Origin of the sequence: Paenilisteria riparia FSL S10-1204, assembly GCF_000525995.1 — a bacterium.
Classification (GTDB): Bacteria; Bacillota; Bacilli; order Lactobacillales; family Listeriaceae; genus Listeria_A; species Listeria_A riparia.
Map to the genome: position 1 here is coordinate 79,303 of NZ_AODL01000006.1, position 14,658 is coordinate 93,960.

Annotated in this window: 10 protein-coding genes and 3 pseudogenes; 2 read left to right on the forward strand and 11 right to left on the reverse strand. The window is 43.6% G+C overall.

The genetic code is table 11. From position 1 onward, the window contains the following. Nucleotides 1–14: 14 nt before the first annotated feature. From PRIP_RS04135 to PRIP_RS04150, 4 genes and pseudogenes are all read right to left on the reverse strand, one after another. Nucleotides 15–587, reverse strand: coding sequence for a thymidine kinase (locus tag PRIP_RS04135; protein ID WP_036099686.1), 573 nt, complete (start codon nucleotides 585–587; stop codon nucleotides 15–17). Between the two features lie 418 nt (nucleotides 588–1,005). Then, nucleotides 1,006–1,871, reverse strand: a pseudogene (gene thrB / locus PRIP_RS04140) (homoserine kinase). After that, a pseudogene (thrC, locus tag PRIP_RS04145) lies at nucleotides 1,871–2,930 on the reverse strand (threonine synthase). The pseudogenes thrB and thrC overlap by 1 nt, the downstream one beginning before the upstream one ends. 3 nt (nucleotides 2,931–2,933) lie before the next feature. Beyond that, nucleotides 2,934–4,220, reverse strand: coding sequence for a homoserine dehydrogenase (locus PRIP_RS04150; protein WP_036099687.1), 1,287 nt, complete (start codon nucleotides 4,218–4,220; stop codon nucleotides 2,934–2,936). Nucleotides 4,221–4,447: 227 nt separating this feature from the next. Here PRIP_RS04150 and PRIP_RS04155 point away from each other — a divergent pair, with 227 nt between their 5' ends. Both PRIP_RS04155 and PRIP_RS04160 read left to right on the forward strand, forming a co-directional pair. Further along, nucleotides 4,448–4,879: a MarR family winged helix-turn-helix transcriptional regulator gene (locus PRIP_RS04155; protein ID WP_036099689.1), complete on the forward strand. Its 432-nt coding sequence runs from the start codon at nucleotides 4,448–4,450 to the stop codon at nucleotides 4,877–4,879. Between the two features lie 15 nt (nucleotides 4,880–4,894). Next, a pseudogene (locus PRIP_RS04160) lies at nucleotides 4,895–6,269 on the forward strand (MATE family efflux transporter). Between the two features lie 23 nt (nucleotides 6,270–6,292). On the opposite strand, the gene gorA reads toward PRIP_RS04160, so the two are convergent. The 7 genes from gorA to PRIP_RS04195 form a co-directional block, all read right to left on the reverse strand. Then, nucleotides 6,293–7,645 (reverse strand): glutathione-disulfide reductase, encoded by a 1,353-nt coding sequence (gene gorA / locus PRIP_RS04165; RefSeq protein ID WP_036099691.1) that lies wholly within the window; start codon nucleotides 7,643–7,645, stop codon nucleotides 6,293–6,295. A gap of 126 nt (nucleotides 7,646–7,771) precedes the next feature. Next, the gene (locus PRIP_RS04170) at nucleotides 7,772–8,473 is read right to left on the reverse strand and encodes an N-acetylmannosamine-6-phosphate 2-epimerase (protein ID WP_036099693.1); all 702 of its coding nucleotides are present in this window, start codon (nucleotides 8,471–8,473) and stop codon (nucleotides 7,772–7,774) included. Between the two features lie 119 nt (nucleotides 8,474–8,592). Further along, nucleotides 8,593–8,838 carry a type B 50S ribosomal protein L31 gene (locus PRIP_RS04175; RefSeq protein WP_036065627.1) on the reverse strand — a complete coding sequence of 82 codons (246 nt, stop codon included), beginning with the start codon at nucleotides 8,836–8,838 and terminating at the stop codon, nucleotides 8,593–8,595. 102 nt (nucleotides 8,839–8,940) lie between these two features. Further along, nucleotides 8,941–10,212, reverse strand: coding sequence for a transcription termination factor Rho (gene rho / locus PRIP_RS04180; RefSeq protein WP_036099695.1), 1,272 nt, complete (start codon nucleotides 10,210–10,212; stop codon nucleotides 8,941–8,943). A gap of 109 nt (nucleotides 10,213–10,321) precedes the next feature. After that, nucleotides 10,322–11,593 carry a UDP-N-acetylglucosamine 1-carboxyvinyltransferase gene (locus PRIP_RS04185; RefSeq protein ID WP_036099697.1) on the reverse strand — a complete coding sequence of 424 codons (1,272 nt, stop codon included), beginning with the start codon at nucleotides 11,591–11,593 and terminating at the stop codon, nucleotides 10,322–10,324. Nucleotides 11,594–12,195: 602 nt separating this feature from the next. Continuing rightward, nucleotides 12,196–13,050, reverse strand: coding sequence for a class II fructose-1,6-bisphosphate aldolase (gene fba / locus PRIP_RS04190; protein WP_036099700.1), 855 nt, complete (start codon nucleotides 13,048–13,050; stop codon nucleotides 12,196–12,198). A gap of 283 nt (nucleotides 13,051–13,333) precedes the next feature. Continuing rightward, nucleotides 13,334–14,251, reverse strand: a complete 918-nt coding sequence (locus PRIP_RS04195; protein WP_036099702.1) for a diacylglycerol kinase — start codon at nucleotides 14,249–14,251, stop codon at nucleotides 13,334–13,336. Between the last annotated feature and the right edge of the window lie 407 nt (nucleotides 14,252–14,658).

The window sequence follows — 14,658 nt, forward strand, 5'->3', positions numbered from 1 at the left end:
TCACCTCATTCATTTTATATCGACGGATTCGCATGGCATTTACGACAAACAGGATAATAACGATCATTTCCACCAATCAAAATTTGGTCGCCTTTATACATCGGCTTCCCATCTTCATCGACGCGTAGAACCATCGTCGCCTTCTTCGTGCAGAACCAGCAAACCGTCTTCATTTCTTCGATTTTATCCGCATATAATAATAAATATTTCGAGCCTTCGAAAAGCTCATTTTGAAAATCATTTTTTAGACCGTACGCAATGACCGGAATGTTTAGTTCATCGGCAATACGCGCCAATTGTAAAATATGTTTCTTCTCCAAAAACTGCGATTCATCCAACAAAACACAATATGGTTTCGTTTCCAATTGCGCCACTTCGTCATACACATTTGTCGTTGAAAACACAGGAATCGCCTCACGTTTCAAGCCAATACGACTCGAAATCATGCCAACCTGATCGCGATTATCAATACCTGACGTAAAAATCACAACCGGTTTATTTTGTTCCTCATAATTATGCGCTACTTTTAAAATTTCAATCGTTTTGCCGCTATTCATCGAGCCGTACCTAAAGAAAAGCTGTGCCATCTTCCCATAACCTCACATTCACATGTTAAAAACTCTTTTTCATTCTATCATAGCGGACAATTATGAACAACAGGAAGCCACACTTCTTATTTTCATTATGAAAAGAGGTTAAAACTCAAGATAAAGCAAAACCGCCGAGCCATTTACTTTGGGTAGGATGAAAAGTTTGGCTTTACACAAATCGAGCGAAAGCGTTTGTATTCAGGGAGTTTGGTGGAAGCCGGAAGCGGAGCATACTGGTGTATGTGATGACTGAAAGCAGGGAGGGAGTCGTATCCCCGACCATGCGAGAAGTTAAGCGTAGCGTAAGCGAAGTAGAACCGGAAGTCCGCCAAACTCCCTGAATGCGAGCGCTTGTCGCCGATTCATTCGGGGTATGAGACTTATTTCCATTCTGAAAAACACGCCGACATAAGAGTCAGCGTGTTGTCATAGAACCATCGTTTTCAACTTTTAAAGAAAGAACGCTTGCTGTGGCATCGAAATCTTGCATCACAGCCAGCAATTCATCTGCTTTTTCTTGAGGTGCAAAAATGAGAATGGTAGGACCAGCCCCACTTAGGCAAGCCGCATACGCGCCATGTTCTTTCGTCAAGGCTCGAAGCGGTGCAAGATGTGGTACCAATCTGGCACGGTAGTTCTCATGCCATAAATCGCGTTCCATCATTTTCCCTGCGAGCTCCAAATCATTTTGCAAAAGTGCCGCGATCATGACATTGGCGATGCTACTCGCTTTGACTGCTTCTTTATAGCTAGTTCGTTCGGAAGTACGCCGCGACTTTCGCTTGTCAGCAATGATTCTTGCGGAATAAAGGCTAATAAAGCGCAATCTGGGAACAAATGACGCACGTAAAAATCTTCTCCATCCAATTTCGCACCAACAACAAAATTACCAAGCACAGCTGGCGCGACGTTATCTGGGTGGCCTTCAATTTCTGCTGCGATTTCCACTTTCCGTTCCGGTGTTAACTCCAAATTGGCCAGCGCATTGGCTAGTTCAATCCCTGCAACAACAGCCGCAGAGCTACTTCCAAGTCCGCGCGCCGCAGGGATATCGCATGCCATTTGTAAACGATGTGGCGTTAAATCAGGCGCGATGCTAAGCGCAGTTTCAACGATAACATTCGTTGCATCCGTTGGAATCCCACCACCTAAATCATGCGCAACATACCACTCGGTTGCTTCTTCCAAAACATCTAGCGTCAAATAAAGCGATAACGCCAAGCCACACGAATCAAAACCAGGTCCAAGATTCGCTGTTGTAGCCGGAACTTGGATGCGAATCATTTCGTCACGCCCCCGCGTAAGTATTCACGCATTGCATCCACACCTTCTACATGCGAAATCGGAACCTCATGCACACTCATCGCGGTATCTGGATCTTTCAAGCCGTTTCCAGTAAACACACAAACGACCGTCTCACCTTGCTTAATCGCGCCACTTTTCACGTGTTGAATCACGCCTGCAAGCGATGCCGCCGAGCCCGGTTCAATAAATACACCGTCTTGCGCCGCAACTTTTTTATACGCATTGACAATCTCGTCGTCTGTTACCGAATGGATATAACCGCCTGACTCATCGCGAGCCGCTTCCGCTAAGCCCCAACTTGCAGGATTTCCAATACGAATCGCCGTCGCAATTGTTTCCGGATTCTTAATTGGCGCACCTTGCACAATTGCCGCCGCACCTTCCGCTTCAAAACCGTGCATGCGTGGCAAACCAACACCAAAATTACCGTCCCATTCTTTAAAACCTTTCCAGTACGCCGAAATGTTTCCCGCATTACCGACCGGAATCGCAAGCACGTCTGGCGCTTTGCCTCCCAGTTGCTCACAGATTTCAAAGGCTGCCGTCTTCTGTCCTTCTAAACGATACGGATTCACCGAGTTCACTAACGCCACAGCTTCCGTTTCCGCCAATTTACGTACCGCGTCCAAAGCCTCATCAAAATTCCCTTGAATCGCAATAATATCCGCACCATACATCACGGCTTGCGCTAACTTACCAAGCGCCACTTTACCGTCCGGAATAACCACATACGCCTTCATGCCCGCGCGAGTCGCATAGGCCGCAGCCGCAGCAGACGTGTTTCCCGTCGACGCACAAATAACAGCTTCCGCGCCTTCTTCCTTCGCCTTCGCAACCGCCATCACCATACCGCGATCCTTGAACGATCCCGTCGGATTCAAGCCCTCATACTTGCCATATAACGTCACGCCAAGCTCTTTTGACAAATTTGGCAATGGAACTAACGGTGTATTTCCTTCCGCCAAGCCAATCATCGGTTGTTTTTTCAGTAATCGGTAAATAATCCTTATATCTTTTCAATAAACCTTCGTACATTTGTTATCCCTCCACAACTTGATATTTCGCTTGCATTTGCATCTGTGGCTCCAGTTCCACACGGCTAATCGCCTGCTCCAACTGCGCCTTACTCGTTACGTGCGTGACAACAACAACCGTCGCCGTATAATCGTCCAGCGGTTCTTGCAAAATTTTATCAAAACCGACACCCGACTCCGCAAAAATCTGTGTTAACTTAAGGAAAGTCCCAGTTTTATCGTCCATTACAATTCGCATATAATACTTTGAAAAAATTTCATCTGGTGGCGTCTGCTTCGTGTCATGCTGGTAACTATTGAACGCATTCCCATTCGTGCCTAGTTTACTGTTTTTGGCAACCGTAATAATGTCACTAACAACACTCGTCGCCGTCGGAAGTTCCCCAGCACCAGGACCGTAATACATCGTCTCACCAGCCGCAGCACCCGTTACAAACACCGCATTATTCTCGTTGTTCACACCTGCCATCGGGTGGTACTTCGGTAACAACACTGGCCCAACATTCACAGCCACCGAGCCGTTCTTCTCTTCAGCCGTTCCTACCAATTTAATCACGTATTTCAACTGCTCCGCAACTTCCATATCACGCGGCGCAATCCCACGAATACCAACCGTATCGACATCTGACAAGTCAACGTTCATCCCAAAAGCAAGACGCGTTAAAATGACCATTTTGCGAGCCGCATCAATACCGTCCACATCACTCGTCGGATCAGCCTCTGCAAAGCCCAAATCCTGCGCTTCCTTCAAAACATCCTCGTATGTGCGTTTCTCAGTTTTCATTTTTGTTAACATAAAGTTCGTCGTGCCATTCACGATTCCCATAACCTTCTGAATCTTGTCCGCCGCAAGTCCGTTCACAATCGTCCGCAAAATCGGAATCCCGCCGGCTACACTTGCCTCATAGAATAAATCACATTTATTCGCTTGCGCCACAGCAATCAACTCATCACCATGTAACGCAATCAAATCCTTATTCGCCGTCACGACATGTTTTCCAGCCTGAAGCGCCTGCAAAATATATTCCCGCGCTGGCTCAATGCTTCCCATAACTTCAACGACGACCGAAATTTCTGGATCAGTTAAAATATCAGTTGGCTCTGTGGTCAAGCTGAATCCTTTCGTTTCGTACCGACGATTTTTCTCTAAGTCACGTACAAGTACTTTTTTAACGCTTACTTGGTAGCCCGTAATTTGACTAATTTTCTCCGCATGCTCTTCTAAAATGTGAATAACACCACTACCAACCGTTCCAAATCCTAAAATTCCAACTTTTAATTTCGCTTCCACTTGCCAACCTCCTCAGTTCTAAAACAATGTAATTATTGCTTATTATACGCAATTTCATTCCATAAAGCAAAGGGTTATTTGATATATCTGAATATTCGTTTACAAAAATGTTCACAAAAGACACAATTATGGCCTTCAAAAACATAGATGCTTGACAGTTAGAATTCTATGTATTATACTCAACATATCGAAAGTTAGAAATCTAACTATAAGGAGTCGAATTAAAAATGAAACCAGAAAGCACCAACACCCCCTATTCCGATTTATTCCGTGAAATTGGTATGAAATTAAAATTTAGCGCGGACCGCAAACTTGCTGATGTCGAACTCAACGGACAACAAGGCCGTATGATTGGCTACATCTACGAAAATCAAGACCGCGGCGTCATACAAAAAGACCTTGCGACCCAATTCAACCGCAAAGGTGCCAGCATCACTAGCATGCTCCAAGGCCTCGAGAAGAAAGGCTACATTAAACGCATTGTCCCAGAAAATAACGAGCGCCAGAAAAACATCTATGTTCTTGAAAAAGGTATCGCACTTATCGAAGAATTCCAAGACGTTTTTGCTGAAATTGAAGGCAATATTACAAAAGGTCTCACAAAAAACGAAGCCGAACAACTCAAAACCTTATTAACAAAAGTAAGTCATAACTTATAAGAAAGAAGGATTCACATGTCTAAGAAATTTTCAGATCAATATTATTTAGAAGAAGCGCCAATTAAGAAAACTATTGCCCATCTTTCCATTCCAATGATGATCGGAATGTCCGTCGGAACGATTTACAATGTCATCAATGCTTATTTTATAGGGCTGTTGCATAACACTAGTATGCTCTCAGCGATTACACTTGGCTTGCCGATTTTCACAGTTTTAATGGCTATTGGAAACATATTTGGTGTTGGGGGAGGAACATTCATTACCCGACTCATTGGACAAAAAGATACTGAAAAAGCCCGTCGTGTCGCGGGATACACATTCTACGGAAGTATCATCGCCGGAATTCTTATCTCCCTTCTCGCCATGCTTTTCGTCAATCCAATTTCCCAATTACTCGGCGCTGACGTAGCAACATTCGCTTATACGAAGGCATATACCATGACCCTTTTTGCAGGTGGCTTTATCGTTGTTCTCAATTTCGCATTGGAGCAGTTAGTTCGCTCTGGTGGCGCATCCAAAGAATCTATGTATGGCATTTTTATCAGCACAGGCTTAAGCCTGATTCTTGATCCACTGCTTATCCTTGGACTTGGCTGGCACGTTTTAGGCGCAGCACTTGCAATGATTCTAGCACAACTTGGTTCAGCTGTTTACTATCTCTATTTCCTAGAAAAGCGTAGCGAACATCTTCAAGGCTTCCTGAAGCATATTAAAATTTCCATCAAAGACCAACTCGAAGTCTATAAAATAGGTATCTCTGAACTGCTCCAGTCCGCGTTTCTTATCGTTAGCACACTGCTTCTAAATAATTTCGCAATCCAATACGGAGACAACGTTGTCGCGGGATTCGGTATCGCGCTTCGTATCGTACAAATTCCAGAATTTTTAGCAATGGGTCTGTTTTTCGGACTTATTCCGTTCTTCGCTTTTAACTTTGCGAGTTAAAAATTATGCACGATTCAAAGCAGGACTTTCACAAGCAGCGTGGTATATCGGCGGTATCGCTATTCTGTTTGTGGGCATCGTCTACTTGTTCCGAACACCCATTATTCATTTGTTCTCTAGTGACCCAAGCGTACTTATCGTTGGCACTTATATCTTAGTTGCCATGTTAGTATCCGCATTATTCAACGGCTTCACTGGTTTATTCATCAGCATTTTCCAAGCCGCGGGACAAGGAACCGCAACGATGGTTATGTCTATCACACAAGGCGTTCTATATATTCCGATGATTCTGATTTTACATGCTACTTTTGGTTTGCATGGCATTATTTGGTCCATGACCGTGACTGAAATCATTACCGTTGTGATGGGTCTCCTATTCTTCCTCGCATTCCAACGCAAAATAAAAACACCCGACCTATCTGGCGCAAAAGTAAGTACGCCATGATAAGTCGCATGTTTCTCTAACTGTTAACGCATCGTTACGAATTCTTCGGCTCCCGTCGGATGAATCGCAACCGTGTTATCAAAATCAGCCTTTGTCGCACCCATTTTCATTGCAACGGCAAAGCCTTGAATCATTTCATCGACTCCCGTGCCGATTCCGTGTAGTCCAACAACTTTTTCATTCGCGCCTACACAAACTAGCTTCATTCGGCACGGTTCGCGATGTGCTGTAATCGCAGTGTACATAGACGTAAAAGAAGACGTGTAAACTTTGACTTGCGTTTCCCCATATTTTTCAATCGCTTGTGGCTCCGTCAAACCAATCGTCCCAATTGCTGGATGACTAAATACAACCGTCGGAATCAAGTCATAATCCAAATGTTCATCCAGTTTACCATTAAATAATCGCTCCGATAAACGCCGACCCGCGGCTATTGCAACTGGCGTCAGCTCAACATGCCCCGTAATATCCCCAACCGCATAAATGCCAGAAACCGTTGTATTTTGGTATTTGTCCACTTTGATATAGCCTTTTGCATCAAGTTCTACCGCCGTCGCTGCCAAATTCAAACTCTCCGTCTCAGGCCTTCTACCAATCGCCCAAATCAGCGTGTCCACCGTTTCCGAACGTCCATCCTCCAAATGAAGTGTCACTGAACCGTCTTCATTTTTCGTCACTTCCTTAGGCACAGCTTCCGTATGTAGCGTCAGTCCCTGCTCCTCCATAACTTCCACCAGTGTATCTACAAGTAGCGGATCAAATTTCCGAAGCGGCGCATACTTTCGTACAAATAAATGTGTCTGTGCACCAAACCCACGCAAAACACCAGCCAGCTCCACCGCAATGTACCCCGCACCAACAACAGCCACACGTTTCGGCAACTCTGTCAAAGCAAAGAATCCGTTCGAATCAATGCCATATTCTGCGCCAGGAACATCAGGCCATGCTGGTTTTCCACCCGTCGCAATCAAAATATGGTCTGCCGTGTACCGCGTCCCATTCACTTCAATCGTGTGCTCATCTACAAACGACGCGTACCCTTTCAAAATATTGACCTTATTACTATCCAACCCGCGCTGATAAGAACCATGAATCCGCTCAATATAAGCCTCCCTATTCTCCACCAACTTCGCAAAATCAAAACGCTCCTGCTTCACTTCAAATCCATAATCTGGCGCATATTTATGCATCGCCTCCGAAATTTGAGCACCATACCACATGACTTTTTTCGGTACACAGCCAACATTGACACACGTCCCGCCAAGATGTTTCGGCTCTACAAGCGCACATTTCATACCATAACTTGCCGCCCGATTCACTGAAGAAATCCCGCCGCTTCCGCCACCAATCGCTATATAATCATAATGTTCAACCATTCGATAACCTCCTAAAATCAGTACTTCTATCACTAATTCTAACGCAACCCTCGCCTAAATAAAAATTTTTGGTTTGTGAACTTGCACTTTTTGCGTCTATACGAGACAGTAACAGTTCTTAATATTTCAATTGGATTTTGTATTTAGTTTGGATATAAAACGCGCTGTGATTTCCTGTGGCCGAGTGATTGCCCCGCCGACAACAACGGAAGTTCCACCAAGTTCTAAGGCTACTTTTGCTTTTTCCGGCGTATCGATTTTCCCTTCCACAATAACTGGAAGCGCCGTAGCTTGCAATACTTCTTTTAAAAATTGAAAATCTGCTTCAGCGATGTTGCGACCCTTGGTTTGTTCCGTGTAGCCATGTAATGTCGTGGCGACGATATCAAAACCTAGGTGCGCTGCCACCGCGGCTTCTTCAGTAGTTGCTATATCCGCCATAAACAGTGTGTTGGGAAACTTGCTTTTGGCTTGTTGCAAAATTGTAGCCAAGCTCTCTCCGTTCGGACGTTTGCGATTCGTGCCATCCATCGCGACAACTTCGGCTCCAGTTTCACATGCCGCGATGACTTCTTTTATTGTAGGTGTAATAAAAACAGGTGAATTAGGATAGTCTTGCTTGATTATTCCGATAACTGGAACAGATACAACTTCTCGTATCGCTTGAATGTCCGCTATAGAATTAGACCTTATACCTGCAGCTCCTCCTTCAACGGCCGCTATTGCCATTTTGGACATGATGAATGAACTATGCAGAGGCTCTTCCGGTAGTGCTTGGCATGAGACAATAAGTTTGCCGCGCACCTTCTCTAAGAACAAATTTGCCATCTTTTTCCTCCTTCTGAAAATAAAAAGTATCCGTTTTCAAGTATACTATAACATGCATTTCCCAGAAACTTTTCAAATCAAAAAAAAAAGAGGATCTCCCGATGGGAAACCCTGACTTTTTATTTGATACCATATTTTTTGTTGAAACGGTCGACACGTCCATCGGCAGTCGCATGTTTTTGTTTACCAGTATAGAATGGGTGTGAATCAGAACTGATTTCGACACGTAGTAACGGATACTCGTTGCCGTCTTCCCATTGAATAGTTTCGTTAGAGCCCTTAGTAGAACCAGAAAGAAACTTGAAATCTGTACTAGTATCAAGAAATACCACTTGACGGTATTCCGGGTGAATTCCAGCTTTCATTGTTTTCAACTCCTTCGCCCTGAATCATCTGAAACAGAGTAATTTCTGCACAATTGCACACAGTAAATTTATTATAACAATGCTTTTCACTTTTAGCAAGGCTTATTTTTTAAACATTTCGGTTTGAATGACCTCGAAAAACTCATCGTTTGTTTTCGTCTTTTTCAAATAGCGAATGAAGCGCTCGGAAATGTCCAGTGCGTCGCCTTGAATCGGCATCACTTTGCGGATTTTCCAGAGGTGCTCGAGCTTGTCTTTTGATAGTAAAAGCTCTTCTTTCCGGGTTCCTGAACGGCGGATATCGATGGCTGGGAAAACGCGGCGTTCGGCAAGTGCGCGATCGAGATGCAGCTCCATGTTTCCGGTTCCTTTAAATTCTTCATAAATCACGTCGTCCATACGGGAACCTGTGTCTACAAGGGCTGTCGCCAGGATCGTCAAGCTACCGCCTTCTTCAATGTTTCTGGCTGCTCCAAAAAAGCGTTTCGGCCGGTGGAATGCCGCTGGGTCAATACCACCTGAGAGCGTACGACCACTCGGCGGGATGACCAAGTTATAAGCACGAGCCAAGCGCGTAATGCTATCCATCAAAATAATGACATCACGCTTCTGTTCTACAAGCCGCATTGCTCGTTCTAGCACTAATTCAGCAACCTTAATATGGTTCTCCGGAACTTCATCAAACGTCGAACTAACAACCTCTGCCTTCACAGAACGCTCAATATCCGTTACTTCTTCTGGTCTTTCATCAATCAAAAGAACAATGAGTTCTGCCTCCGGACTATTTGCCGTAATCGCATTAGCAATTTCTTTTAGCAAAATTGTTTTTCCTGCTTTTGGCGGAGCAACAATCAGCCCACGCTGTCCAAAACCTATCGGCGCAATCATGTCAATCATACGTGTTGAAAGCGGATTTTGACCGATTTCCATATGAATTTGGCGATCTGGATAAAGTGGCGTCAAACCGGGGAAATGAACGCGTTCCTTGGCAACTTCTGGATTTTCGCCATTTACCGCCTCCACATGAAGCAAGCCGAAATAACGCTCATTTTCTTTCGGTGGGCGTACTTTCCCGGAAACTTTATCACCAGTTCTTAAGTCGAAACGTCTGATTTGAGAGGCAGAAATGTAGATATCTTCAGAACTCGCAGAATAATTGATGGGGCGAAGGAAACCAAACCCTTCTGAGGCAATAATATCCAGAACTCCTTCCATGAAAAAGAAGCCTTGTTTTTCGGCACTCGCTTTTAGTAATGCAAAGCTCAATTCTCGCTTTGTTAGTTTGCTATAATACGGAATTTTATGTTCTTTTGCAAGCGCATAAATTTCTTTGATTGTTAACTTTTCAAGATAAGATATAGAAATATCCGGCATATGATTGACCACCTTTTTGGATTTTTGTATTGAGGATTGGGGAGAGAGCTGAGGAGCAAAACTAAGAAGCTCCGTAAAACGGTTGGGGTGTTCGACGGAGCCTATAAAATTAGACGACTTCTTCCACGTGTGTTACTTTGCAGATATCGGCGCCAATACCTTCTAATTTCTCAATAATACGGCCGTAACCTCGTTCAATATGTTCGACACCATGAATCTCGGTAATGCCATCTGCGGCAAGGCCAGCAATGACAAGCGATGCTCCAGCACGAAGATCAGAGGCCGTTACGGTAGCGCCAATGAGTTGCGCTGGACCTGTAACAATTGCTGCACGGCTCTGTAATTTAAATTTGCCACCCATGCGCTTTAGTTCATCGATATGCTTAAAACGGCTTGGATAAATAGTATCCGTCACGACACTACTTCCTGTAGCACCAGCGAGTAATGTTGTCATCGGTTGTTGCAAATCGGTCGGGAAACCTGGATAAGCGTATGTTTTTATATCTACTTTTTTGAGTGCCGGGCTTTTACCAATATAGGCAGAGTCTTCATCCATTTTGATGTCCACTCCAGCTTCGACAAGTTTTGCTTTTACGGCTTCCATGTGGGCTGGAATAATATTCTCGACTTTAATACCAGAACCTGCAGCTGCGGCTAAAATCATGAATGTGCCAGCTTCAATGCGGTCTGGAATAATTGTATGGCGACAACCGTGAAGCTGCTCAACACCATCAATACGAATCGTATCTGTCCCAGCGCCTTTGATCTTGGCACCCATGCTTGAAAGCAATGTTGCGACATCAATAATCTCTGGTTCTTTTGCGGCATTTTCAATAACCGTTTGGCCTTTCGCCTTAACAGCAGCAAGCATAATGTTTATTGTCGCACCAACACTGACCACGTCAAGATAAATACGTGCACCTTTTAGTTCATCCGCACGCAAATAAATCGCACCTTGTTCGTTCGTCACCGTAGCACCAAGCGCCTCGAAGCCCTTAATGTGCTGATCGATTGGCCGTGGCCCTAAATAACATCCACCAGGAAGTCCAATAACCGCCTTTTTAAAACGACCAAGCATCGCGCCCATCAAATAATAAGAAGCGCGCAGTTTTTTCACATTTCCGTTTGGTAGCGGCATATCTACTAAGTTCGAAGGATCAATCGTGACCGCATCAGGATTCGCGTGAACCTTCCCACCGAGCTCTTCTAAAATTGCGTATAGCGTGTGTACATCCGAAATATCTGGCAAACCTTCAATTGTAACATCAGAATCAGCGAGAATTGTAGCGGGAATAAGCGCCACTGCACTATTTTTTGCCCCGTCAACACGCAACGTCCCTGATAACTCTTTTCCACCTTTAATTACTAATTTCTCAACCATGCCGTTCCTTCTTTCTTAATCTTTCTCTTTTTAAAAAGATTTCACTTGTTGTTAATTATCCATGATAAAGAGGAATTTTGCAAATATTGAAGAGCTGAAACGGCCCGTTCAGCTCCGACAAAAACTGGAGCGGTCATAGGAAAAAGCCGCTCCTGCTTTTTACGGAGAGCGTGAAGTTTTCGAGGAGTTGGCTCTTGAGGCTGGATCGGAGACGCTATGTCAGATGCCTTACATTGCGTAACGCTAAATTCTATTCAAAAAATTTTATGATAGCTCCACCCCGCTAGCCGCGATCGAGAGTTCCCAAAGCACGACACAGCGTATGTATAAAAAAAAAACTTTCAAATCCAAGACTCCTTCCAATTCAGGCTAAAACCACACCTGTGAGGCTAACTGATGGATTACATCCTCGCTTCGCTCACATGCATATTGGGGGCCTAATTCAGCTCAATTCGCTTCATAAAACCCACTGGTGGATTACATCCTCGCTTCGCTCACATGCATATTGGGGGCCTAATTCAGCTCAATTCGCTTCATAAGGCCCCCAACAAAAACAACGAGCCCGATCTCTGGGCTCGTTGTCCTTATAAAAATAGGTATTATTATGCTTTGCCGTTAGAACCAAATTCTTGGATTTTAGCAACAACTGTTTTCACAATTGCATCTTTACCAGGTCCGATAACTTTACGTGGATCGTAAACTTTATCATCTGTAGCTAATTTTTCGCGAACAGCAGCTGTCCAAACGATTTGGCATTCTGTGTTTACGTTGATTTTGCTGTGTCCTAATTGGATTGCTTTTTTGATTTGGTGTTCAGGAATTCCAGAACCGCCGTGTAATACTAGAGGAGCTCCAGTTAACTCAGAGATTTCTTTCATTTCGTCAAAACCAAGTACTGGCTCACCGTGGTAAGGTCCGTGTACAGAACCTAATGCTGCAGCAAGTGCATCAATGTTAGCTTCTTTAACAACACGTAGACATTCAGCAGGATCAGCATAGTTGATTCCGCCTGTTACGCCGTCTTCTTCGCCACCAACAGTGCCAACTTCCGCTTCAACAGAAACACCTTTTGGATGCGCGTAGTCAACAACTTGTTTAGTCATTTCAACGTTTTCATCGATTGGATGGTGAGAACCGTCAATCATAACAGAAGAGAATCCTGCGTCGATTGCAGCTTTACAAGAATCAAAAGATGAACCGTGATCCAAGTGAATGGCAACTGGTACAGTGATTTTTAGGTCATGCATAAGTCCTTCAGTCATTTTAACTACTGTTGTAAATCCGCCCATGTATTTGGCAGCTCCTTCAGAAACACCAAGGATTACAGGAGATTTTTCTTGTTCTGCAGCTTCTAAAATAGCACGAGTCCATTCAAGGTTGTTGATGTTGAATTGTCCTACTGCATATTTACCAGCTAAAGCTTTTTTCAACATTTCAGTCATACTAACGATAGGCATAATACAATTTCCTCCTCAGGAATATAAAAGATAGATCATACGCCGAGTAAATCGGCGGCAAGCGCTCGATTTGTATAAAGCCTTATGTACGTCTTACCTATTTCTAAAAAATTCTTAAACAGGCTTGGCGGTTTTTGGCTTGACTCGAGCTATGTCCTAACTTTTACAAAATTTAATTTTCTGCTGTGAAAAATAGGGAAACTATTTTTCCTAACACAGCTATGATACCAGATTTGTGAGCATTTTACCATAGTGAAGGTCGATTATTTTTGATGTAATCGTTTTAATTGTGCAAACGGTGTTGGATTCGTTTTGCATCTGCTAAAACTTGTATTTTTTCGGGTAACACTTCTAGTTCGTATGGTGTTTCGCCGCCGTATACGCCGTCGTAGCTAATATTCAAGCTGGTTTCGCAGGTTATTTGTACTTTTTTCGTGCGTACGTAGACGACATCTTCGCTTTCTAAGTGTGCGCCTGATTTCATAGAAGCAAGTAGTTTCAATAGCTTGGCTGGTGAGACTTTTTTCAGTAGTAGTAAATCCATCTTGCCATCATTGAAAACTGCTGGTGGACATAGCTGTTCCATACCACCGACACTGTTTGTTAAAGAGCCGAATAGTAGCAAAATTTCACCTTCAAAAACGCCCTCATCATGCGTTACAGTCACTTTTTTAGGCGCTAGTTTCGGAAGCATTGAAATGCCGCTGAATAAATACGCCAGCCGTCCTATTTTATTTTTCAATGATTCTTTGACTGCGTAGGTGATTTCGGTGATTTTTCCGCCAGCCGCATTGTTTATAAAGTAATCGTTATTTGCTTTGCCGACATCAACAGCCACTGTGTTTCGGGCTGCCATTATGTTTAGTGCGTCAATCGGATTTTTCGCCATTTGAAGTGCTCGCGCGAAATCGTTTGTCGTTCCAACTGGCAATACGCCGAAAACTGGTGATACATCTGCTTGCATCATGCCGTTAACAACATCATTCACCGTACCGTCGCCACCTGCAGCAACAATAACTTCAAAACCATCTTTTGCACCTTGTTTCGCAATTTTTGTTGCACTTTTTGCTTCTTCCGTCGTTGGAATTAACGCCACATCATAGCCCGCATCTCCCAATATTTGTTCTGCTACCGGCATTAGTTTTTGAAACTTGCGCTGTCCAGCCACCGGGTTATAAATAATTAACATTCGTTTTAACAACAGAATTCCCCTTTTCTCATGCAGTGATAATTTTAGTGTCTTATTTCCTTTACTTTTTGTCAAATTAGGAGTCTTATAACCAAATTTTCACGCTATCTATTAAAGAGCGCTTAAATCCAACAGAAAACGTTTGCTCTCAGCTGTATGTTGTTATTTCGACACTAAATTGTAGGTAAATTGTCAAATTTAATATGTTATCGCTTAAAACAACTGGTATTGCTATGGTTTTTTTTGAAAAACAACACTGTAACCGTTATCAATAAAGGGAAACTCTATTGACTCTATTCTTCATTTTCTCCATAATGGAAGGTGAGTTATTTTACAACTAAGTCAAAGCGGACGTAGTTTCTCTTTTTCTACGTGTAAATTTTTGCTAAAAAGAGAGTTTGAAGAATGGAGATGGAAAA